This is a genomic window from Roseimaritima multifibrata (genome assembly GCF_007741495.1).
Lineage (GTDB): Bacteria > Planctomycetota > Planctomycetia > Pirellulales > Pirellulaceae > Roseimaritima > Roseimaritima multifibrata.
Genome location: NZ_CP036262.1, coordinates 802940 through 817569 on the forward strand (window position 1 = coordinate 802940; position 14630 = coordinate 817569).

The 14630-nt window shown below is 55.5% G+C and carries 11 protein-coding genes; 8 read left to right on the forward strand and 3 right to left on the reverse strand.

The window, feature by feature from the left end; translation table 11 throughout:
• Positions 1–27 precede the first annotated feature (27 nt).
• The 5 genes from FF011L_RS03090 to FF011L_RS03110 all read left to right on the forward strand — a co-directional run bounded on the left by FF011L_RS03090 (position 28) and on the right by FF011L_RS03110 (position 6677).
• A complete protein-coding gene (locus FF011L_RS03090) occupies positions 28–1212 on the forward strand; it encodes a M20/M25/M40 family metallo-hydrolase (RefSeq protein WP_218932985.1) in 1185 nt (394 codons plus the stop codon).
• Positions 1209–1463 carry a (2Fe-2S)-binding protein gene (locus FF011L_RS03095; RefSeq protein WP_391560908.1) on the forward strand — a complete coding sequence of 85 codons (255 nt, stop codon included), beginning with the start codon at positions 1209–1211 and terminating at the stop codon, positions 1461–1463. Before FF011L_RS03090 ends, FF011L_RS03095 begins: the two co-directional genes overlap by 4 nt.
• A 196-nt stretch (positions 1464–1659) precedes the next feature.
• Positions 1660–3051 carry a DUF1501 domain-containing protein gene (locus FF011L_RS03100; RefSeq protein WP_145350103.1) on the forward strand — a complete coding sequence of 464 codons (1392 nt, stop codon included), beginning with the start codon at positions 1660–1662 and terminating at the stop codon, positions 3049–3051.
• A complete protein-coding gene (locus tag FF011L_RS03105) occupies positions 3051–4970 on the forward strand; it encodes a DUF1549 and DUF1553 domain-containing protein (RefSeq protein WP_145350104.1) in 1920 nt (639 codons plus the stop codon). Before FF011L_RS03100 ends, FF011L_RS03105 begins: the two co-directional genes overlap by 1 nt.
• A 27-nt stretch (positions 4971–4997) precedes the next feature.
• Positions 4998–6677 carry a sulfatase gene (locus FF011L_RS03110; protein WP_246109695.1) on the forward strand — a complete coding sequence of 560 codons (1680 nt, stop codon included), beginning with the start codon at positions 4998–5000 and terminating at the stop codon, positions 6675–6677.
• Positions 6678–6941: 264 nt separating this feature from the next.
• Here the strand turns inward: FF011L_RS03110 and FF011L_RS03115 are convergent, their stop codons facing one another.
• Together FF011L_RS03115 and FF011L_RS03120 are read right to left on the reverse strand one after the other, a co-directional pair.
• Positions 6942–7280 (reverse strand): hypothetical protein, encoded by a 339-nt coding sequence (locus tag FF011L_RS03115; protein ID WP_145350105.1) that lies wholly within the window; start codon positions 7278–7280, stop codon positions 6942–6944.
• Positions 7281–7671: 391 nt separating this feature from the next.
• A complete protein-coding gene (locus tag FF011L_RS03120; RefSeq protein ID WP_145350106.1) occupies positions 7672–8265 on the reverse strand; it encodes a hypothetical protein in 594 nt (197 codons plus the stop codon).
• A 170-nt stretch (positions 8266–8435) separates the two neighbouring features.
• On the opposite strand from FF011L_RS03120, the gene FF011L_RS03125 reads away from it, so the two are divergent.
• Together FF011L_RS03125 and ispD are read left to right on the forward strand one after the other, a co-directional pair.
• Complete coding sequence (locus tag FF011L_RS03125; RefSeq protein ID WP_246109696.1) at positions 8436–9632, forward strand: Gfo/Idh/MocA family protein; 1197 nt, start codon at positions 8436–8438, stop codon at positions 9630–9632.
• 147 nt (positions 9633–9779) lie between these two features.
• Positions 9780–10487 carry a 2-C-methyl-D-erythritol 4-phosphate cytidylyltransferase gene (gene ispD, locus FF011L_RS03130; RefSeq protein ID WP_145350107.1) on the forward strand — a complete coding sequence of 236 codons (708 nt, stop codon included), beginning with the start codon at positions 9780–9782 and terminating at the stop codon, positions 10485–10487.
• On the opposite strand, the gene FF011L_RS03135 is transcribed toward ispD, so the two are convergent.
• Entirely contained in the window at positions 10484–11917 is a 1434-nt protein-coding gene (locus FF011L_RS03135; RefSeq protein ID WP_246109697.1) for a hypothetical protein, read from the reverse strand. The two genes, ispD and FF011L_RS03135, sit on opposite strands and share 4 nt — an antisense overlap.
• Before the next feature lie 239 nt (positions 11918–12156).
• Between FF011L_RS03135 and FF011L_RS03140 the strand changes: the two genes are divergently transcribed.
• Complete coding sequence (locus FF011L_RS03140) at positions 12157–14622, forward strand: DUF1592 domain-containing protein (RefSeq protein ID WP_145350108.1); 2466 nt, start codon at positions 12157–12159, stop codon at positions 14620–14622.
• The last annotated feature ends 8 nt before the right edge of the window (positions 14623–14630 follow it).

Genomic DNA, 14630 nt, shown 5'->3' on the forward strand with positions numbered 1-14630 from the left:
GAAAATCTTCTGCAGGAATTCTGCCTGATGCCAACTTCGTTCGATCAGACCGCCGCACTGGACCGTTTCCTTCAACTGACGGCTATCGAAGGGGCCAGTTGCAATGAGAAGCAGGTGGCAATGGAAATTGTCCGGAGGCTGAAAGCTGCTGGAGTCCCGGATCAGGCGATTCAGTTTGATGATGCTCATCAGAAAACGCGGCGGTTGGGGCAGGTTGGGAATTTGATTGTTCACCTGCCGGGGACCGGACCCGGACCGACCACCCTGTTGACCGCTCATCTAGATACCGTTCCGGTTTGTGTTGGAAGCCAGCCAACGGTCGACGGCGACGAGGTTTATAGTGCCGCCCCCGGGACAGGTCTAGGAGCCGACAATCGAGCTGGCTGTGCTGTGATTTTGACCGCGGCGCTGGCTCATCTGGCAAGTGAAACCCCCGTCCCTCCGCTGACGCTCTGCTGGTTTGTGCAGGAAGAAATCGGCTTGGAAGGATCGCGGAACATGGATGCCACCAAAATTGGGGCTCATGATCGCGCGATTAATTTTGACGGGGGAACGGTCGAAAAATTGACCATCGGCGCTATCGGAGGGGAACGAATGGCGATCGAATTTCGCGGTATCGCTTCTCATGCCGGCGTCGCCCCAGCCGACGGCGCAAGCGCGATCGTGATGGCCAGCAAAGCGATTGCCAGCTTGTATGACGAGGGGTGGCTGGGACAGGTGGAACGCCCCGACGGCGGCCAGGGCCGTTCAAACATCGGAGTTTTTCAGGGGGGAGACGCAACCAATGTCGTGACGCCCAAAGTGCTGCTTCGCGCTGAAGCCCGCAGCCATGATCCCACCGTCCGAAACGCCATCGTTGCCGCGATCCGGCATGCCTGCGAAAAAGCGGCTGCAGAGGTTTGTAACGCTGCCGGAGAATCGGGCAGTGTCGAATTCGAATCGCATGTCGATTATGAAGCGTTTAAGCTGGACGAATCGGCGGCGTCGGTTCGTGCTGCCCGATCGGCGCTGGAGGCGGTTGGTCGTTCGCCGCAACTGACCATTTCCAACGGAGGGCTGGATGCCAACTGGATGTTCTTGCACGGTATTCAAGCCGTCACGCTGGGGTGCGGCCAGCGAAATGTCCATACCGAAAAAGAACGGTTAGATATTCCAGACTATTTGGACGGTTGCCGGATCGCAATCGCTTTGGCAACGGGGAATTATGCATGATGAAAGATGACGACGAGCTGTGCCTCTGCTTTCATGTCAGCAAGCGAAAAGTGGTCAACTATATTCGTTTGCATAAGCCCAAGGTAGCAAGTCAGCTGAGCGAATGTTTCGGAGCCGGCACCGGTTGTGGCTGGTGTCGTCCCTTCTTGCGAAAGTTGATGCAGGATGCTGCACCGGAGACGGTGGAGCTGCCCGATTCAGAAGCCTACGCCCAGTCACGTAAAACCTACCGAAAGCAAGATTCAGAGTAACGGGGCATAAAAGCGCGCAGGTGCAAACAGAGTTCCCAGACACGCAAGCAAAGAGGCACCATCAAACCTGAAAACCTCAATATTTCTTGAATTGTACAGCAAGGACTGCTATCGTCAGGAAACAACAGCTCTCCGTGTCTCCGTGTCTCCGTGTCTCCCACCTCCCACCTCCCAACTCAAAACTCCCAACTCAAAAATGCCCGATCCTGCTCGAGAAAGTTTGCGACGTGACTTTCTCGCTCGAGCGGGTGGTGGAGCGGGGATGTTGGCGCTGGCGACGCTGGCGGATGCCAAACCGAAACCGGTTCTTCGGCAGCCTCGCGCCAAACGTGTGATTTGGTTGTTCATGCATGGTGGCCCCAGCCACGTCGATCTGTTTGATCCGAAGCCGGCGTTGATCAAGCACAGCGGCAAACCGTTGCCTGACAGTTTTGGCAATGTGATGACCCGCCGCAATGTCGCCAAGAATCCGTTGTTGGCACCTTTGCGTCCGTTTCGGCCGCGTGGCAAATCGGGGCTGGAAATTAGCGATTTTTTACCGCATACCGCCGAACATGCGGATGATCTGTGTGTGGTTCGTTCGCTGCATGGCGAGAGCGTGAACCATCCGCAGGCGGTTTATCAAATGAACACCGGCAGCGTCCTGATGGGCAACCCTAGTGTGGGGAGCTGGGTCGCTTACGGTTTGGGTTCCGAAAATGAAAACATGCCAGCGTTTATCGTTCTGCCTGATCCAGGGGGCGGTCTGAAAGGAGGGCCGCCGGCTTGGGGAAGCGGGTATTTGTCGGCTGCCTACCAGGGCGTCACGATGCGTCCGGGGAGAACTCCGATTCTGGATCTTCGCCCGCAGCCGGGCGTTCAACCGGAACAGCAGCGAATCGACCTGCAACTGATCGATTCATTGAACAAAAGGCATTTGCAGAATCGAGATTTCGATGATCAATTGGCCTCGCGGGTCAAAGCCTACGAACTGGCTTTCCAGATGCAGGCCGAAGCGCCGCAGCTGGTTGACCTTGCGGACGAAACCCAGTCGACGCATCAGATGTACGGAATCGACCGGCCTGAAACGAAGGAATTCGGTCAACGTTGCTTGTTGGCTCGCCGGATGATTGAAAGTGGGGTTCGGTTTGTGCAGCTGTATTCGGGGGACACCAATGGATGGGACGCTCACGCCGACGTCGATAAAAATCATTCCGAGTACTGCCAGAAGACCGACAAACCGATCGCTGGATTATTGGCCGACTTGAAACAACGCGGACTGTTCGAAGATACGTTGGTGATCTGGGGCGGCGAGTTCGGACGGATGCCGATGAGTGAGCAGGGAAAGGGACGAGACCACAATCCATGGGGCTATTGTGCTTGGCTGGCAGGCGCCGGAATCCAAGGGGGACGTGCTTACGGTGCGACCGACGATATTGGATTGCGAGCTGTTACCGACAAAGTTCCTGTGCGTGATTTTCACGCGACGTTGCTCCATTTGCTGGGAGTAGATCATTACGATCTGACCTTCTTGCACAACGGACTGGATAAGCGTCTGACCGGGCCTAGTGATGCGGAAGTGGTTCATGCTTTGATAGGAAATTCCTGATGGCCGGTTGTGCGATTCCGCGTTTTTGGGCGTGCGGTTTTCTGTGCAGCCTGTTTGCCCTTTTTTCGGGTATTGGATTTGCGGAAGAACCGGCGACCGAACCTGACTACGTTGAACTTCCGATCACGGCCGAGGACCGAGAGCACTGGGCCTTTTTGCCTCGGCTGAAAGTCGACCTTTCCGGACATCCTCGCCATCCTTGGGCGATTAATGAGATTGATGACCTTGTCTATCGAGAACTGGAGCGAGCTGAATTAATGCCTCAGCCCGCGGCGACGAAACGGGATTTGATTCGTCGCTTGAGCTACGACCTTACGGGGCTGCCGCCGACGGCGGAGGAAATCGAAGCTTTCGTAACCGATCCGCATCCAGCGGCTTATCTGCGTTTGGTTGATCGTCTGTTGGGGTCGCCTCGATACGGTGAACGCTGGGCGCAGCATTGGCTTGATCTGGCACGGTTTGCCGAAACCGATGGATTTGAACATGACAAAGTCCGCGGCGAAGCTTGGAAGTATCGTGACTGGGTGGTTTCGGCGTTGAACGCGGACATGCCCTACGACGAATTCTTGACGTTGCAGTTGGCTGGAGACGAGATTTCGCCGGACGATGATTCCGCGGTCACGGCGACGCGGTTTTGTTTGTCGGGGCCCGATATGCCAGATATCAATTTGACCGAAGAACGGATGCATACGGTCTTAAACGAAATGGTCTCGACGGTTGGTGAAGTGATTTTGGGTTTGCAGGTCGGCTGTGCACAGTGTCACGACCACAAATTCGATTCGATTAGCCAGGCTGATTTTTATCGATTGCGAGCGATTTTTCGGCCTGCGATTCGCTTGAAAAAGAACGTGTCGCTTTCGGTGTTTCAAGAGGACCCCGCTTTCGCAAAACCAAGTCATTTAATGTTGCGAGGGGATTTCCGCCGCCCTGGCCCCAAAGTCCAACCGGGCGTGTTGAGAGTGATCGCCGAAGACCTTGCGGATTTTCAGCCTACGGTAACCGACAAGAGCAAGGGGCTGCGGACCGAGTTCGCAAAGTGGCTTGTCGATAGCAGGAATCCGCTGACCGCGCGAGTGATCGTCAATCGTGTTTGGCTGTACCATTTCGGACAGGGGATCGTGACCACGCCAAGCGACTTTGGGGTCACCGGTGAGTACCCCAGCCACGATGAATTGCTTGACTGGTTGGCTGACTATTTGATCGAGCAGGATTGGAGTCTGAAGGCTCTTCATAAAAAGATTGTGACCTCGGCAACCTACCGACAGCGAAGTTTTTTGCCGGCGGACCGATCGGATGTGGAACTGGCAACTTGGCAGCGGTCACTTGAACGGGATCCATCCGGTGCGTTGCTTTCGCGGTATACGCGATGGCGACTGGAGGGGGAAGCGATTCGAGACGCGATGTTGTTTTCCGCGGGCGGTTTGTCCTTCGATACGGGGGGCCCGGGCGTGCGGCCTCCGCTGCCCCAGGAATTGCTCGAAACCTTGCTTAAGAAACAGTGGGATGTGACGGAAGATGTGGGCGAACATCAGCGGCGCAGCTTGTATGTTTTTGCCCGTCGTAATCTGCGTTACCCCATTTTCGAAGTTTTCGATCGTCCCAGTGCAAATGTCAGTTGCCCTCAGCGGGGAAAATCAACCACCGCACCTCAATCGCTGCATCTGCTGAATTCAAGCTTCTCGTTTGAAATAGCCAATCAACTTGCCGCATCGATCGCGGCGGAACAGGAGGAGCCTCGCGAGCAAATTGCTGTCGCGTTCCAGCGAATCTTGGGGCGTCAACCAACTCTGGCAGATTATGATGATGTGGATCTTTTTTGGAATCAGCATCATCCGTTGGCTGGAAACGACCCCAATCTTCCGCTCGCTCATCTCTGCTTGGCGTTGTTCAATTGCAATGAGTTTGTGTTTGTTGACTGATTGTTTGCCAAGCCTTTCCTTTTGACCATGATTTTTTCGACGCCCATGTTTTCATTGAATGTTTGTCATCGGCTGAGCGAATCCTCCCCATCGCCCAGTCGTTCCTTGCAACCTTTTTCGGCTCTTTCCGTTTTTGCTCTGACGGTATTTGTTCACTGTTTTGGGGCGGCGACCGAAAGTTGTGCAGCGCCAGCCGACCGGAGCGATCGGCCAAACATTCTTTTCATTCTGGCGGATGATTTAGGATGGCGGGACTTGAGTGGTGAAGGTTCAAGTTTTTATGAAAGTCCGCATCTGGATGGCCTAGCCGAATCGGGGATGCGTTTTACGCAGGGTTACGCCACCTGTCAGGTCTGCAGTCCTTCGCGGGCGAGTATTATGACGGGGAAATTTCCGGCTCGACACGGAATTACCGACTGGATCGGGGCGGCGTCTGGAACGAAATGGAAGCGGAATGACCGAATCCTGCCCTCTGAATACCAGCACCAATTGAATCAAGAAGAGACAACGATTGCGGAAGCTTTTAAGGAAGCGGGCTATCGAACCTTTTTTGCCGGTAAATGGCATTTGGGCGACAAGGGGTCGTTCCCGGAAGACCATGGTTTTGAAGTCAATGCCGGCGGACACCATCGAGGCAGCCCACCGGGTGGATATTTCTCTCCTTACAAAAATCCAAAATTGAGTGACGGTCCTGCCGGAGAATCGTTGCCAATACGTTTGGCGGACGAAACCGTCACGTTTATCGAGCAGGTTCAGGAGGAAAACAAGCAGCCGTTTTTCGCGTTCCTTTCTTTCTACAGCGTGCATGGACCGATCCAAACGACGCAACCGTTGTGGTCGAAGTACCAGCAGAAAGCCAAGCAGGCAGACGATCCAGAATCTCGCTTTCTTATCGATCGAACTTTACCGGTTCGGCAGGTCCAAGATTGCCCGATCTATGGAGGGATGATCGAATCGATGGACGATGCGGTAGGTCGGGTTTTGACCGCGTTGAAACGATTGGGGATCGATGAAAATACGATCGTCGTGTTCACTTCCGACAATGGAGGTGTTTCGTCGGGCGATGCTTACAGTACCAGCAACCTGCCACTTCGCGGCGGCAAGGGACGGCAATGGGAGGGAGGGATTCGGGAACCCTTTTTTATTCGAGTTCCCGGTTTAACAGAGGCGGGGGCTGTAAGCGATGTGCCGGTCACTGGAGCCGATTTCTACCCCACGTTACTGGACCTTGCAGGGGTACCACTGATGCCCGGTCAGCATGCGGATGGGCAAAGTTTAAAACCGTTGCTAAGTGGAGGCGATATTGCGGAGCGGCCACTCTATTGGCATTACCCGCATTATGGAAACCAGGGTGGTGAGCCTTCATCGATTCTTCGCCAGAATGAATGGAAGCTGATTCACTACTACGAAGATGGACGTGACGAACTTTACAATCTTCGCAAAGATCCCAGCGAGCAAACGGATGTCGCAGCGGAGAATCGGCCTCGGGTGCAACAGATGAGCAAAAAATTGCAAGATTGGTTGCAGTCGGTCGGGGCTCAGATCCCCCAGGCAAACCCAAATTTCGACGAAGCCGAAAAGAAGCAATGGCATCGTCAGATCAAATCGATGCAGTTGCCTCGGCTGGAACGAAAGCACGCCGAGTACCTCGAAGAAAATTTCCAACCAGGAAAAGACTGGTGGGGAAGTCTGGTCGACCCTTCTTAGCGGAAACCGCAAGATTGCCGGGGCGGCTCGCGTCACCCTTCTTAGCGGCACGGCGCAAGCCGTCCGGCCTTTTTGGGAGTGGGGGATCGCGCGATTGCCGGGCGGCTCGCGCCGCTCCGCTAGGAAGACAATGCACCGCCCCTTCTTAGCCGTCCGGCCTTTGTCGGTTGGGGGAGATCGCGCGATTACGGGCGGCTCTCGCCGCTCCGCTTTGAAAACCGGCCGCATGAAGGTAAAGAAGGCGGCCTGATGCGGTTGCCCGGATTAAACCGTTTCGCTGACGGTTTCGGCAACGGCTTCGATGCCTTCTGGCTTGGCGGTTCTTCGCCGGGCACGTTTGCGATTAGGTTTGGCCGTCCACTCTTTGGTCATCGCTTCAAAGACTTGAGGCGATTCGTAGCGAACGATGTTCTTGTTTTCGGGCATCGGGCCGACAAGACCGCGAAAGATTGGCATTCCGCGAAGGGCGAGGTCGGTGCTGCAGTCGTCGATGCCGATTTGGGTGTGCGACTGGAGAAGTGGATCGACTGTTGGGTAGTCGCGAATCAGCAGGGAACCATCTTCAGCACGGGTAACGACCCGAAACGTGTCTTTTTTGGACATCGTACGTCCTTTGGGAAGGGGCAAAGGGAAGCAATGAATTACCCCCGCATGACGATGACGTTTGCCACTAAGGCGAGGCATCAGGGCTCACGGCCGCGACCACAACAACCGAAGGCTCGGATTGTGGAAGGCTCTCACGAGGTGCCGGTTGTAGGCAGGACGTGATCGCGGCGAAGACTGATGATTTGGGAAGACCTCAAGAGGCAAACGTCATTCGTCAGTGCGGGGTTCTAAGGATGTTCTTCGACACCCCGAGCCCCGAACGCGAAAAAACCATTGCCGCGCCGCACGGCGGAAACATCACGAAGAAACGGTGCAAACGGCACCGTGTCTTCTAACCTCGAACAATTTTGGCAAGAAACCAATTTGGAGCTTGACTACGAGAGAGTCGTTATCGGAGGTTGTCCCGTTCGACCACTTGGCGAGCTTCGCCGGTCGCTAGGACCACAAGTGCATTCTGCTGCGGACGCCCAGCATTTTCAGCGACTCGGTCAAATGGAACGCCATAACACGCATACGCGCCTGAAGAGGTGTCCATCACATAGACGACTGCGCCCGCTCCTAACGGTTGGTTCGATCCGCCTGGAAATTCAGCCAGTCCGGTCACCATGATGTAGCCGCCACCCTTCCCGCCACCAGGAAGAACGTCTTTTACATTGGTTGCGAACGAAGCACCCATTCGCCCAATGCGTGGGTAAATGACGTGGCACTGCAACAAACCCGATTCGTGATCGAGCATGAACAAGCCTTCTGCTGACTTGCCGACGGCTCCCGTAGCAATCGTGAAACTGCCGTTGGTGTCGCTTGCGGTTGCATCCAGCATCAGAGGCGCCGGATTAAAGCCCGGAGCCGACTGCTGACGCCCCATCCACAATCCGCCAACAAAAATTACCCCAGCCAACACCAAGCCCAGGCCACCGACGATCGCTCGCTTTAGCGGACGGCAACAGGTTGTCGAATTATCGATGCTTTTCAAGGTTCTCATTGGTTCCATCAATCAGACTCCACGCGATTGGTTGCATTGTTGATTGTTTGCATTTCAGACCAGCTTGTTTCAAAACAAAAGTCTACCTCTGATTGTACGCGATCGCGTGGAACTTTACGATTGGAACTTGAATTGACCTGAAATTTTGGCACTTAATGCAAGGATTCCTCATGGGCGTGAATGCTCCTCTAAACCGCAAACTTCGCATGGGCTTGGTCGGAGGCGGACCGGGTTCGTTTATTGGGCGTGTCCATTCGATTGGGGCCTGCCTTGATAATCGTGCCGAGGTTGTTGCGGGAGCCCTTTCAAGCAACCCCGAACGGGCCAAGCAAGGGGCGGCCGACTACAACATCGATCCTGATCGAGCCTACGGGTCCTACGAGGAGATGTTCGAGGCGGAAAGCAAACTGCCGGATGACACGCGGATCGATTTTGTGAGTGTCACGACTCCGAATCACACGCATTTCGATATCGCCAAAGAGGCGGTTGAAGCGGGATTCAATGTGATTTGTGATAAACCGATGACTTTTGATCTGGCTCAAGCCGAAGCATTGCAGGCTGCGGTCGAAGCGTCCGACGTCGTCTTTGCCGTTTCGCATAACTACACCGGCTATCCGCTCATCCGCCAGGCTCGAGCGATGATCCAGAATGGAGATCTGGGCGAAATCCAAGCGATTCGAGTCCAATACATCCAAGGTTGGTTACGCGACAAAATCGAGGCCGAAGACCAGAAACAAGCGGCTTGGCGAACCGATCCGACCAAGAGTGGTGCGGCTGGGGCTTTTGGCGATATTGCCACCCACGCGTACAACCTCGGGCGATATATGACCGGGCTGCTTCCCGACCAGATCAGTTGCCATCTGAAAACGTTTGTTCCTGGACGGGCCCTCGATGACTATGGGACCGCCGTGATCCGCTACGAAAATGGATGCCTGGGAACGGTCACCGCTTCGCAGATTAGCCATGGCCGCGAAAATGATGTGCTGATTGAAATTGATGGGACTAAGGGATCCTTGCAGTGGCGACAAGAAAATCCCAATGAGATGTACGTGCGGGCCAATGGCCAGCCGCACAAGATCTACACTCGCGATCCAAACGCTCCCTACATGACGCCAGCGGGGGCCGCAGCCTGCCGATTGCCGGCCGGCCATCCTGAAGGCTTTTTCGAAGCCTTCGCAAATATTTACGGTTCGGCATTTGACGCGATGATCGAGCGGGCCGAAGGGAAGTCGTTTGAAAAACGGGATACCATTTATCCGAACGTCTATGACGGCGTCGAAGGTATGTTCTTCATCCAACAGTGCGTGGCAAGTAGTCAGCAAGACGCCGCTTGGCTGTCACTGAAACATGCCGCAGCCCGCCGGTAAACCGGTTGGTTTCGTACGGGGCGAACGGATCGCGCAAATCAATTACGCAAATCGATCGCGCAAATCAATCGCCCTGTACAACTTCACGCTCCAAAGGAAGGGTGAAGCGAGTGCAGCACTTACTTCTTTTCTGACAATCGGATTTGAATGAATTCTTTGCCTGTTCCACCTGCCGGATCGGTTGCTGCGATTTTGCCAGCTGCCGGTCAAAGCCGTCGATTTTCGAAGGCTGGCGAAAAAAAGGTCTTTGCTCGTTTAGGGGCATGGCCGGTTTGGCAGCATGCGGTCGAACGCCTGCGACGATCGCCTGCGGTGGGGCCGATCATCATCGCGATCGCTGATGAAGATCAGCCGCTGTGGGACCTTGAACGTGAAACGCTGCAGCGGCTGGGCGTCCTTTTATGTGCAGGCGGGCAGGAGCGATCCGATAGCGTCCGCGAAGGTCTCCGGTTAGCGGCGGAATCTCCCATGGTGGCGATTCATGATGCGGCCAGACCGTTGGTCCCCGATGCCGATATCGCGGCCGTCATCGCCGCGGCGTGGAAGTCGGGGGCGGCTCTGTTGGCGACTCCCGTTCGCGGCACCTTAAAGCGTCAAACGCCCGAATCGGCCGGCTGTGTAACGGTCAGTCGCGAACACCTTTGGGAAGCGCTCACTCCACAGGTCTTCCGAACCGAAGTGTTGCAGTCTGCATACGATCGCTGGCAAGGACGACCCGTTACCGATGATGCTCAATTGGTGGAACGCAGTGGAGTCGCGGTTGAAATGGTTCCGGGGTCGGCCGTGAATTTGAAAATCACCCAGCCCGAAGACTTGCAAGTCGCTGCCGCCTTATTGGCTGCAGCAGCGGTTTAGTACCCGAACCCGATTTGCAATAGAAAGGTGTTGTTGGGGTCAAAATTGTCAGCCGGATTGTACTTGTATTCGACTTCACGTCCAAAAACGTAGCCGACTTCTGCAAACGCGGTACGGCGACCCATGCGAATCAGATCGCTGCGTCCCCATTCCAGACCAAGCAGGACGCGGTAGTCATTCATGTCAACCGAATCGGTTCCTCCGGCGGCCCGTTCCACGGTCCAGGTGCCACCTCCGAATTGTCCCGCCACATACCACCAACTATCGTAGACCCCAACGGTGCGAATGTAGTGCGATAGTTTGGGGCTGGGGAACGTGATGTCGTATCGCGAGTAAGGATTCGGTTGCCACAGCAGCCCACCGGCGGGGAGCAGTTTGATATGGTTGCGACCTGTGTAGATGGCACCCGCTTTGATGGTGGCCGTCGGCGACAACTGAAAAACGCCCAACGCTTTCCCCGCGATCCGAAAGCTGTCGGAATCCATCGTGTCAAAGTCGGTGAAAACGCCAAGACGCAAGCCTAGGTCGAGCCCTGCCAACTGATTCGGGTCGGATTTCCAACCAAAGTCAACGAACGCATCGTAAACGCTGCCTGGTAAATCGGCGTTCCCGCCGGACGCCCCTTTGGGACCGCTTAACATATGGAGCGAAAACGAGGGCAACACATACAGGGGCTGGTTGCTGTAACAGAAATTCGGGAATGCCATCGCAATCGAAGTGTCGATTGAATTGATCCCCAAATCATCGGCACTATCGCCTCCACCCAGCCAAGCATAGCGGGCGCGGGGGCCTTGGAATAATCGCAGCGGTGCAGGGATTCCGTAGGGGCTGGTCGTTCCGTAGCCGCTTCCCGTTGAAATCCCACCAGGGCCAAACACTCCGTTGGGAAACATCGTGGTGGGGGCGCTGTTCGGATAGGCCGAAGGTGGGTAATAGGTTTGTGGGTAACCGCTTTGTGGATTTTGCTGCGCGTACGCCGGGGGTGTTACCGAGTATCCCGCGGGAGCCCCGCCGCCAAAGGCCGGAGCTCCAGGCGGTTGAGAGGTTCCAAAAGTGGAGGTCCCGGGGGCGGGGGCTCCGTAGCTGCTGGTCCCAGCAGCGGGAGCACCAAAAGGAGCTCCGATGTCCGAGAAGAACGATCCGAAACCGCTCTGGTCTCCCGTGGCTGGCAACTGCGGCGGAGGTGAAACATTGCGCAAATTGCCCGCTCCGTTACCCGTTTGGTACGGGTCGAAGATGGGGCTGCCGAGCGTGCTGGATGGAGGAGCGGGCGTCGCGTAGGTATTTCGAGGCGCCACAGGGGCCAGTTGTGTCTGCGGGGTTAGCGTCGATTGTTGTCCGCTGAGCAGTGTTTGAAACGCGAGTAGGATTCCGCACGCCCAAAGGCGTACCGATTGCAGAAGGGCGAAAGGACGCCGAGGATCGTTCACGATTGGACTCCTCCACCCAGAATTTAAGGCAAACGGAATAAGGACGGAAAGGTTTTTGGTTTTCTGGCGAAAAGCATTAAAGAATAGGAGGTAACGATCCGGAGGCCTTCCGGTCAATGCCAAACGGTTGACTTTCAGCGAAACCCTTTGGGAGTTGTTTCCCATGTGCCCGATGGGGCTGGTTAGAATGAGGGGCTAGTCGCAGCCCTTTTCTGCAGCAACCGGACAATTGAAAAACCATGGTTCTTGATGACTTCTTTCGGCGGCCGTTCGTCAAGGTAACGCTGTTGCTGCTTGCTTGCATTTCTTGTCCGGACGTTTCGATCGCGGCTACGCCGAAAACTACTTTGCAGTCGTTTGTGACGAAACATTGCTCGGCCTGCCATGATTCGGATGCCAAAGAAGCGGGGTTGGACTTGGTTGGGCTAGCCGGTGCGGATCCTTCAAGCGAGGGCCTGTCCGCTTGGAAGCAGGTTCGCGAGGCAATCCTTCAGCAACGGATGCCTCCCAAAGGTGAAGAACGCCCCGAGGAAAACGAAATCGCTCGATTTCAAGCGGCGATCCTGGAGCACGCGTCCCAACTTCCCGCCGATCGCTATGCCTCGCTCCGCCGATTGAATCGCCGTGAGTACGAAAACACGGTTCGTGATCTGCTGGGAATCGATGCCTCGCTGGTCGATCTGTTGCCCGAGGACGGAAGCGTTCAGGGATTTGACAACGTCGCCGACGGGTTAAGCATTTCGTCGGTCTTGATGGAGCAATACTTGGAAGCGGCGAATCACGCTTTTGACAGCGTCATCCGCAGAATCGAGCCACTTCCCGTGGAAACACGCCATGTCCGCTTGTTGGATGTGAACGACAATCAAGAATCGGTGAAAAAGAAAAAGGGGGGCGTGATCGAAGTCGATGGAGCGCTGGTGAAGTTCACTCCGGGGTGGCCGCCGGCTCGTGTCGATCCCGTGCATCCGATTGAAGATGGGGTGTATCGATGTCGCGTAGCGGTGTGGCCTATCGATCCCAGTGATCGAACGTTGGCCGTCGCGGTTTATGTGGGCAGCCTGTTTGGAACGGAAAGCCGTCGCTTCATCGGTATCTTTGACGTCACCGGTTCAGCCGAACAGCCTCGGATTATCGAATTCACTTCCCCGATAGAAGAAGGCCATTCGATCCATGTGCTGCCTCGTATTTGGCCCGAACACATCACTTACCGCGATAAGCATGAACCTCGTCCTGGGGTGGCCATTGCCTGGGCAGAGACCACTGGACCGCTTGATCAAGATTTTCCTTCGCTTGCTCAGCAGCGTCTGTTCGGCGATGTCGATTCAATATCTTTGGTTCCCGCTGAAACGGTTTGGATGAGGCATCGCAAAGGTGTTCAGCGGCATGTGGTCGATTCTTCGCAACCCCGGCAAGACGCTGAGCGGATCCTGCACGATCTGATCCCCCGCGCATTTCGCCGTCCGGTAAGCGATGAAGAAATGCAGCCGTTTGTGCAGTTGACGCTTGATCGTTTGGAGGCGGGCCGGACGTTCGAACAAGCCGTCCGCTCGGGCGTTACCGCAGTCCTCTGTGCGCCTCAGTTTTTACTTCTCAATCAGCCCCCCGTCGCCGCCGGTCCCAGTGCTCGGCAAACGTGCCAGCAGTACAACCTTGCTTCAAGGATGTCCTACTTCTTGTGGTCGACCATGCCCGACGACCGGTTGTTAAAGCTGGCTGCAGCCAATCGATTGATCGACCCAGAGGTTCGGAATGCGGAAGTCGATCGGATGTTAAAAGATCCCCGCAGTCAGCATTTCGTCCAGAATTTTACCGGCCAGTGGCTCCGATTGCGGGAAATCGAAGATACAACGCCCGACACGAAACTCTACCCCGAATTCGATCCGCTGCTCCAAGAAGCGATGGTGCAAGAAACAACGCGATTCTTTCGCCATGTGCTTGATGAGAACCTAAGTGTTCAGCAGTTCGTTGATTCCGATTTTACTTTCTTGAATGAACGTTTGGCTAGGCATTATGGCCTCTCTCTGAAGGACAACCCTGCCCTTCGTGGACATGAGAATTACGAAAAGGTCGCGTTGCCGAAAACGAGCGTTCGCGGCGGCGTGCTTGCTCAGGCAAGCCTGCTAAAAGTGACAGCGAACGGAACGACGACCTCGCCAGTGACACGTGGTTTGTGGGTTCTGGACGGTTTGCTTGGGCAGGTGATGCCGCCACCGCCGCCAGGGATCCCCGCAGTCGAGCCGGATATTCGCGGGGCCACAACCATTCGCGAACAAATGCGACTGCATAGCGGGAACCAATCTTGTGCGAAATGTCATCAGTGGATCGACCCGCCAGGGTTTGCTCTGGAGGAATTTGATGCCATCGGTGGGCATCGGGATTTTTATCGCTCCATTGGTGAGGGCGAAAAAATCAGCGGCCCCAAGCTCAGCTATTTAAAAGGGCCGCCGGTGATCTCGTCGGTATCATTGCCCTCGGAACAAACGGTTGATGGCTTCCAAAATTTCCGAGCGATGTTGGCTTTAAACCCACAGCGAATCGCAACCTCGCTAGCGGCCAAGTTGTTCGTGTATGGAACAGGGCGGCCGGTTACGCTTGCCGATCAAGGGACCATCGAAGCGTTGGTCACGCAGTCGAAAGCAGAGCCGTATGGTTTAAAGTCGTTAGTGAAGTCCGTGGTCAACAGCCCAGGGTTTGTCGACCCTTAGGAGGGGAC

Bases quoted from the DNA above. Each gene is read 5' to 3' on its own strand.
- FF011L_RS03090 (WP_218932985.1), top strand. From the start codon at position 28: ATGCCAACTTCGTTCGATCAGACCGCCGCACTGGACCGTTTCCTTCAA.
- FF011L_RS03095 (WP_391560908.1), top strand. From the start codon at position 1,209: ATGATGAAAGATGACGACGAGCTGTGCCTCTGCTTTCATGTCAGCAAG.
- FF011L_RS03100 (WP_145350103.1), top strand. From the start codon at position 1,660: ATGCCCGATCCTGCTCGAGAAAGTTTGCGACGTGACTTTCTCGCTCGA.
- FF011L_RS03105 (WP_145350104.1), top strand. From the start codon at position 3,051: ATGGCCGGTTGTGCGATTCCGCGTTTTTGGGCGTGCGGTTTTCTGTGC.
- FF011L_RS03110 (WP_246109695.1), top strand. From the start codon at position 4,998: ATGATTTTTTCGACGCCCATGTTTTCATTGAATGTTTGTCATCGGCTG.
- FF011L_RS03115 (WP_145350105.1), bottom strand. From the start codon at position 7,280: ATGTCCAAAAAAGACACGTTTCGGGTCGTTACCCGTGCTGAAGATGGT.
- FF011L_RS03120 (WP_145350106.1), bottom strand. From the start codon at position 8,265: ATGAGAACCTTGAAAAGCATCGATAATTCGACAACCTGTTGCCGTCCG.
- FF011L_RS03125 (WP_246109696.1), top strand. From the start codon at position 8,436: ATGGGCGTGAATGCTCCTCTAAACCGCAAACTTCGCATGGGCTTGGTC.
- ispD (WP_145350107.1), top strand. From the start codon at position 9,780: ATGAATTCTTTGCCTGTTCCACCTGCCGGATCGGTTGCTGCGATTTTG.
- FF011L_RS03140 (WP_145350108.1), top strand. From the start codon at position 12,157: ATGGTTCTTGATGACTTCTTTCGGCGGCCGTTCGTCAAGGTAACGCTG.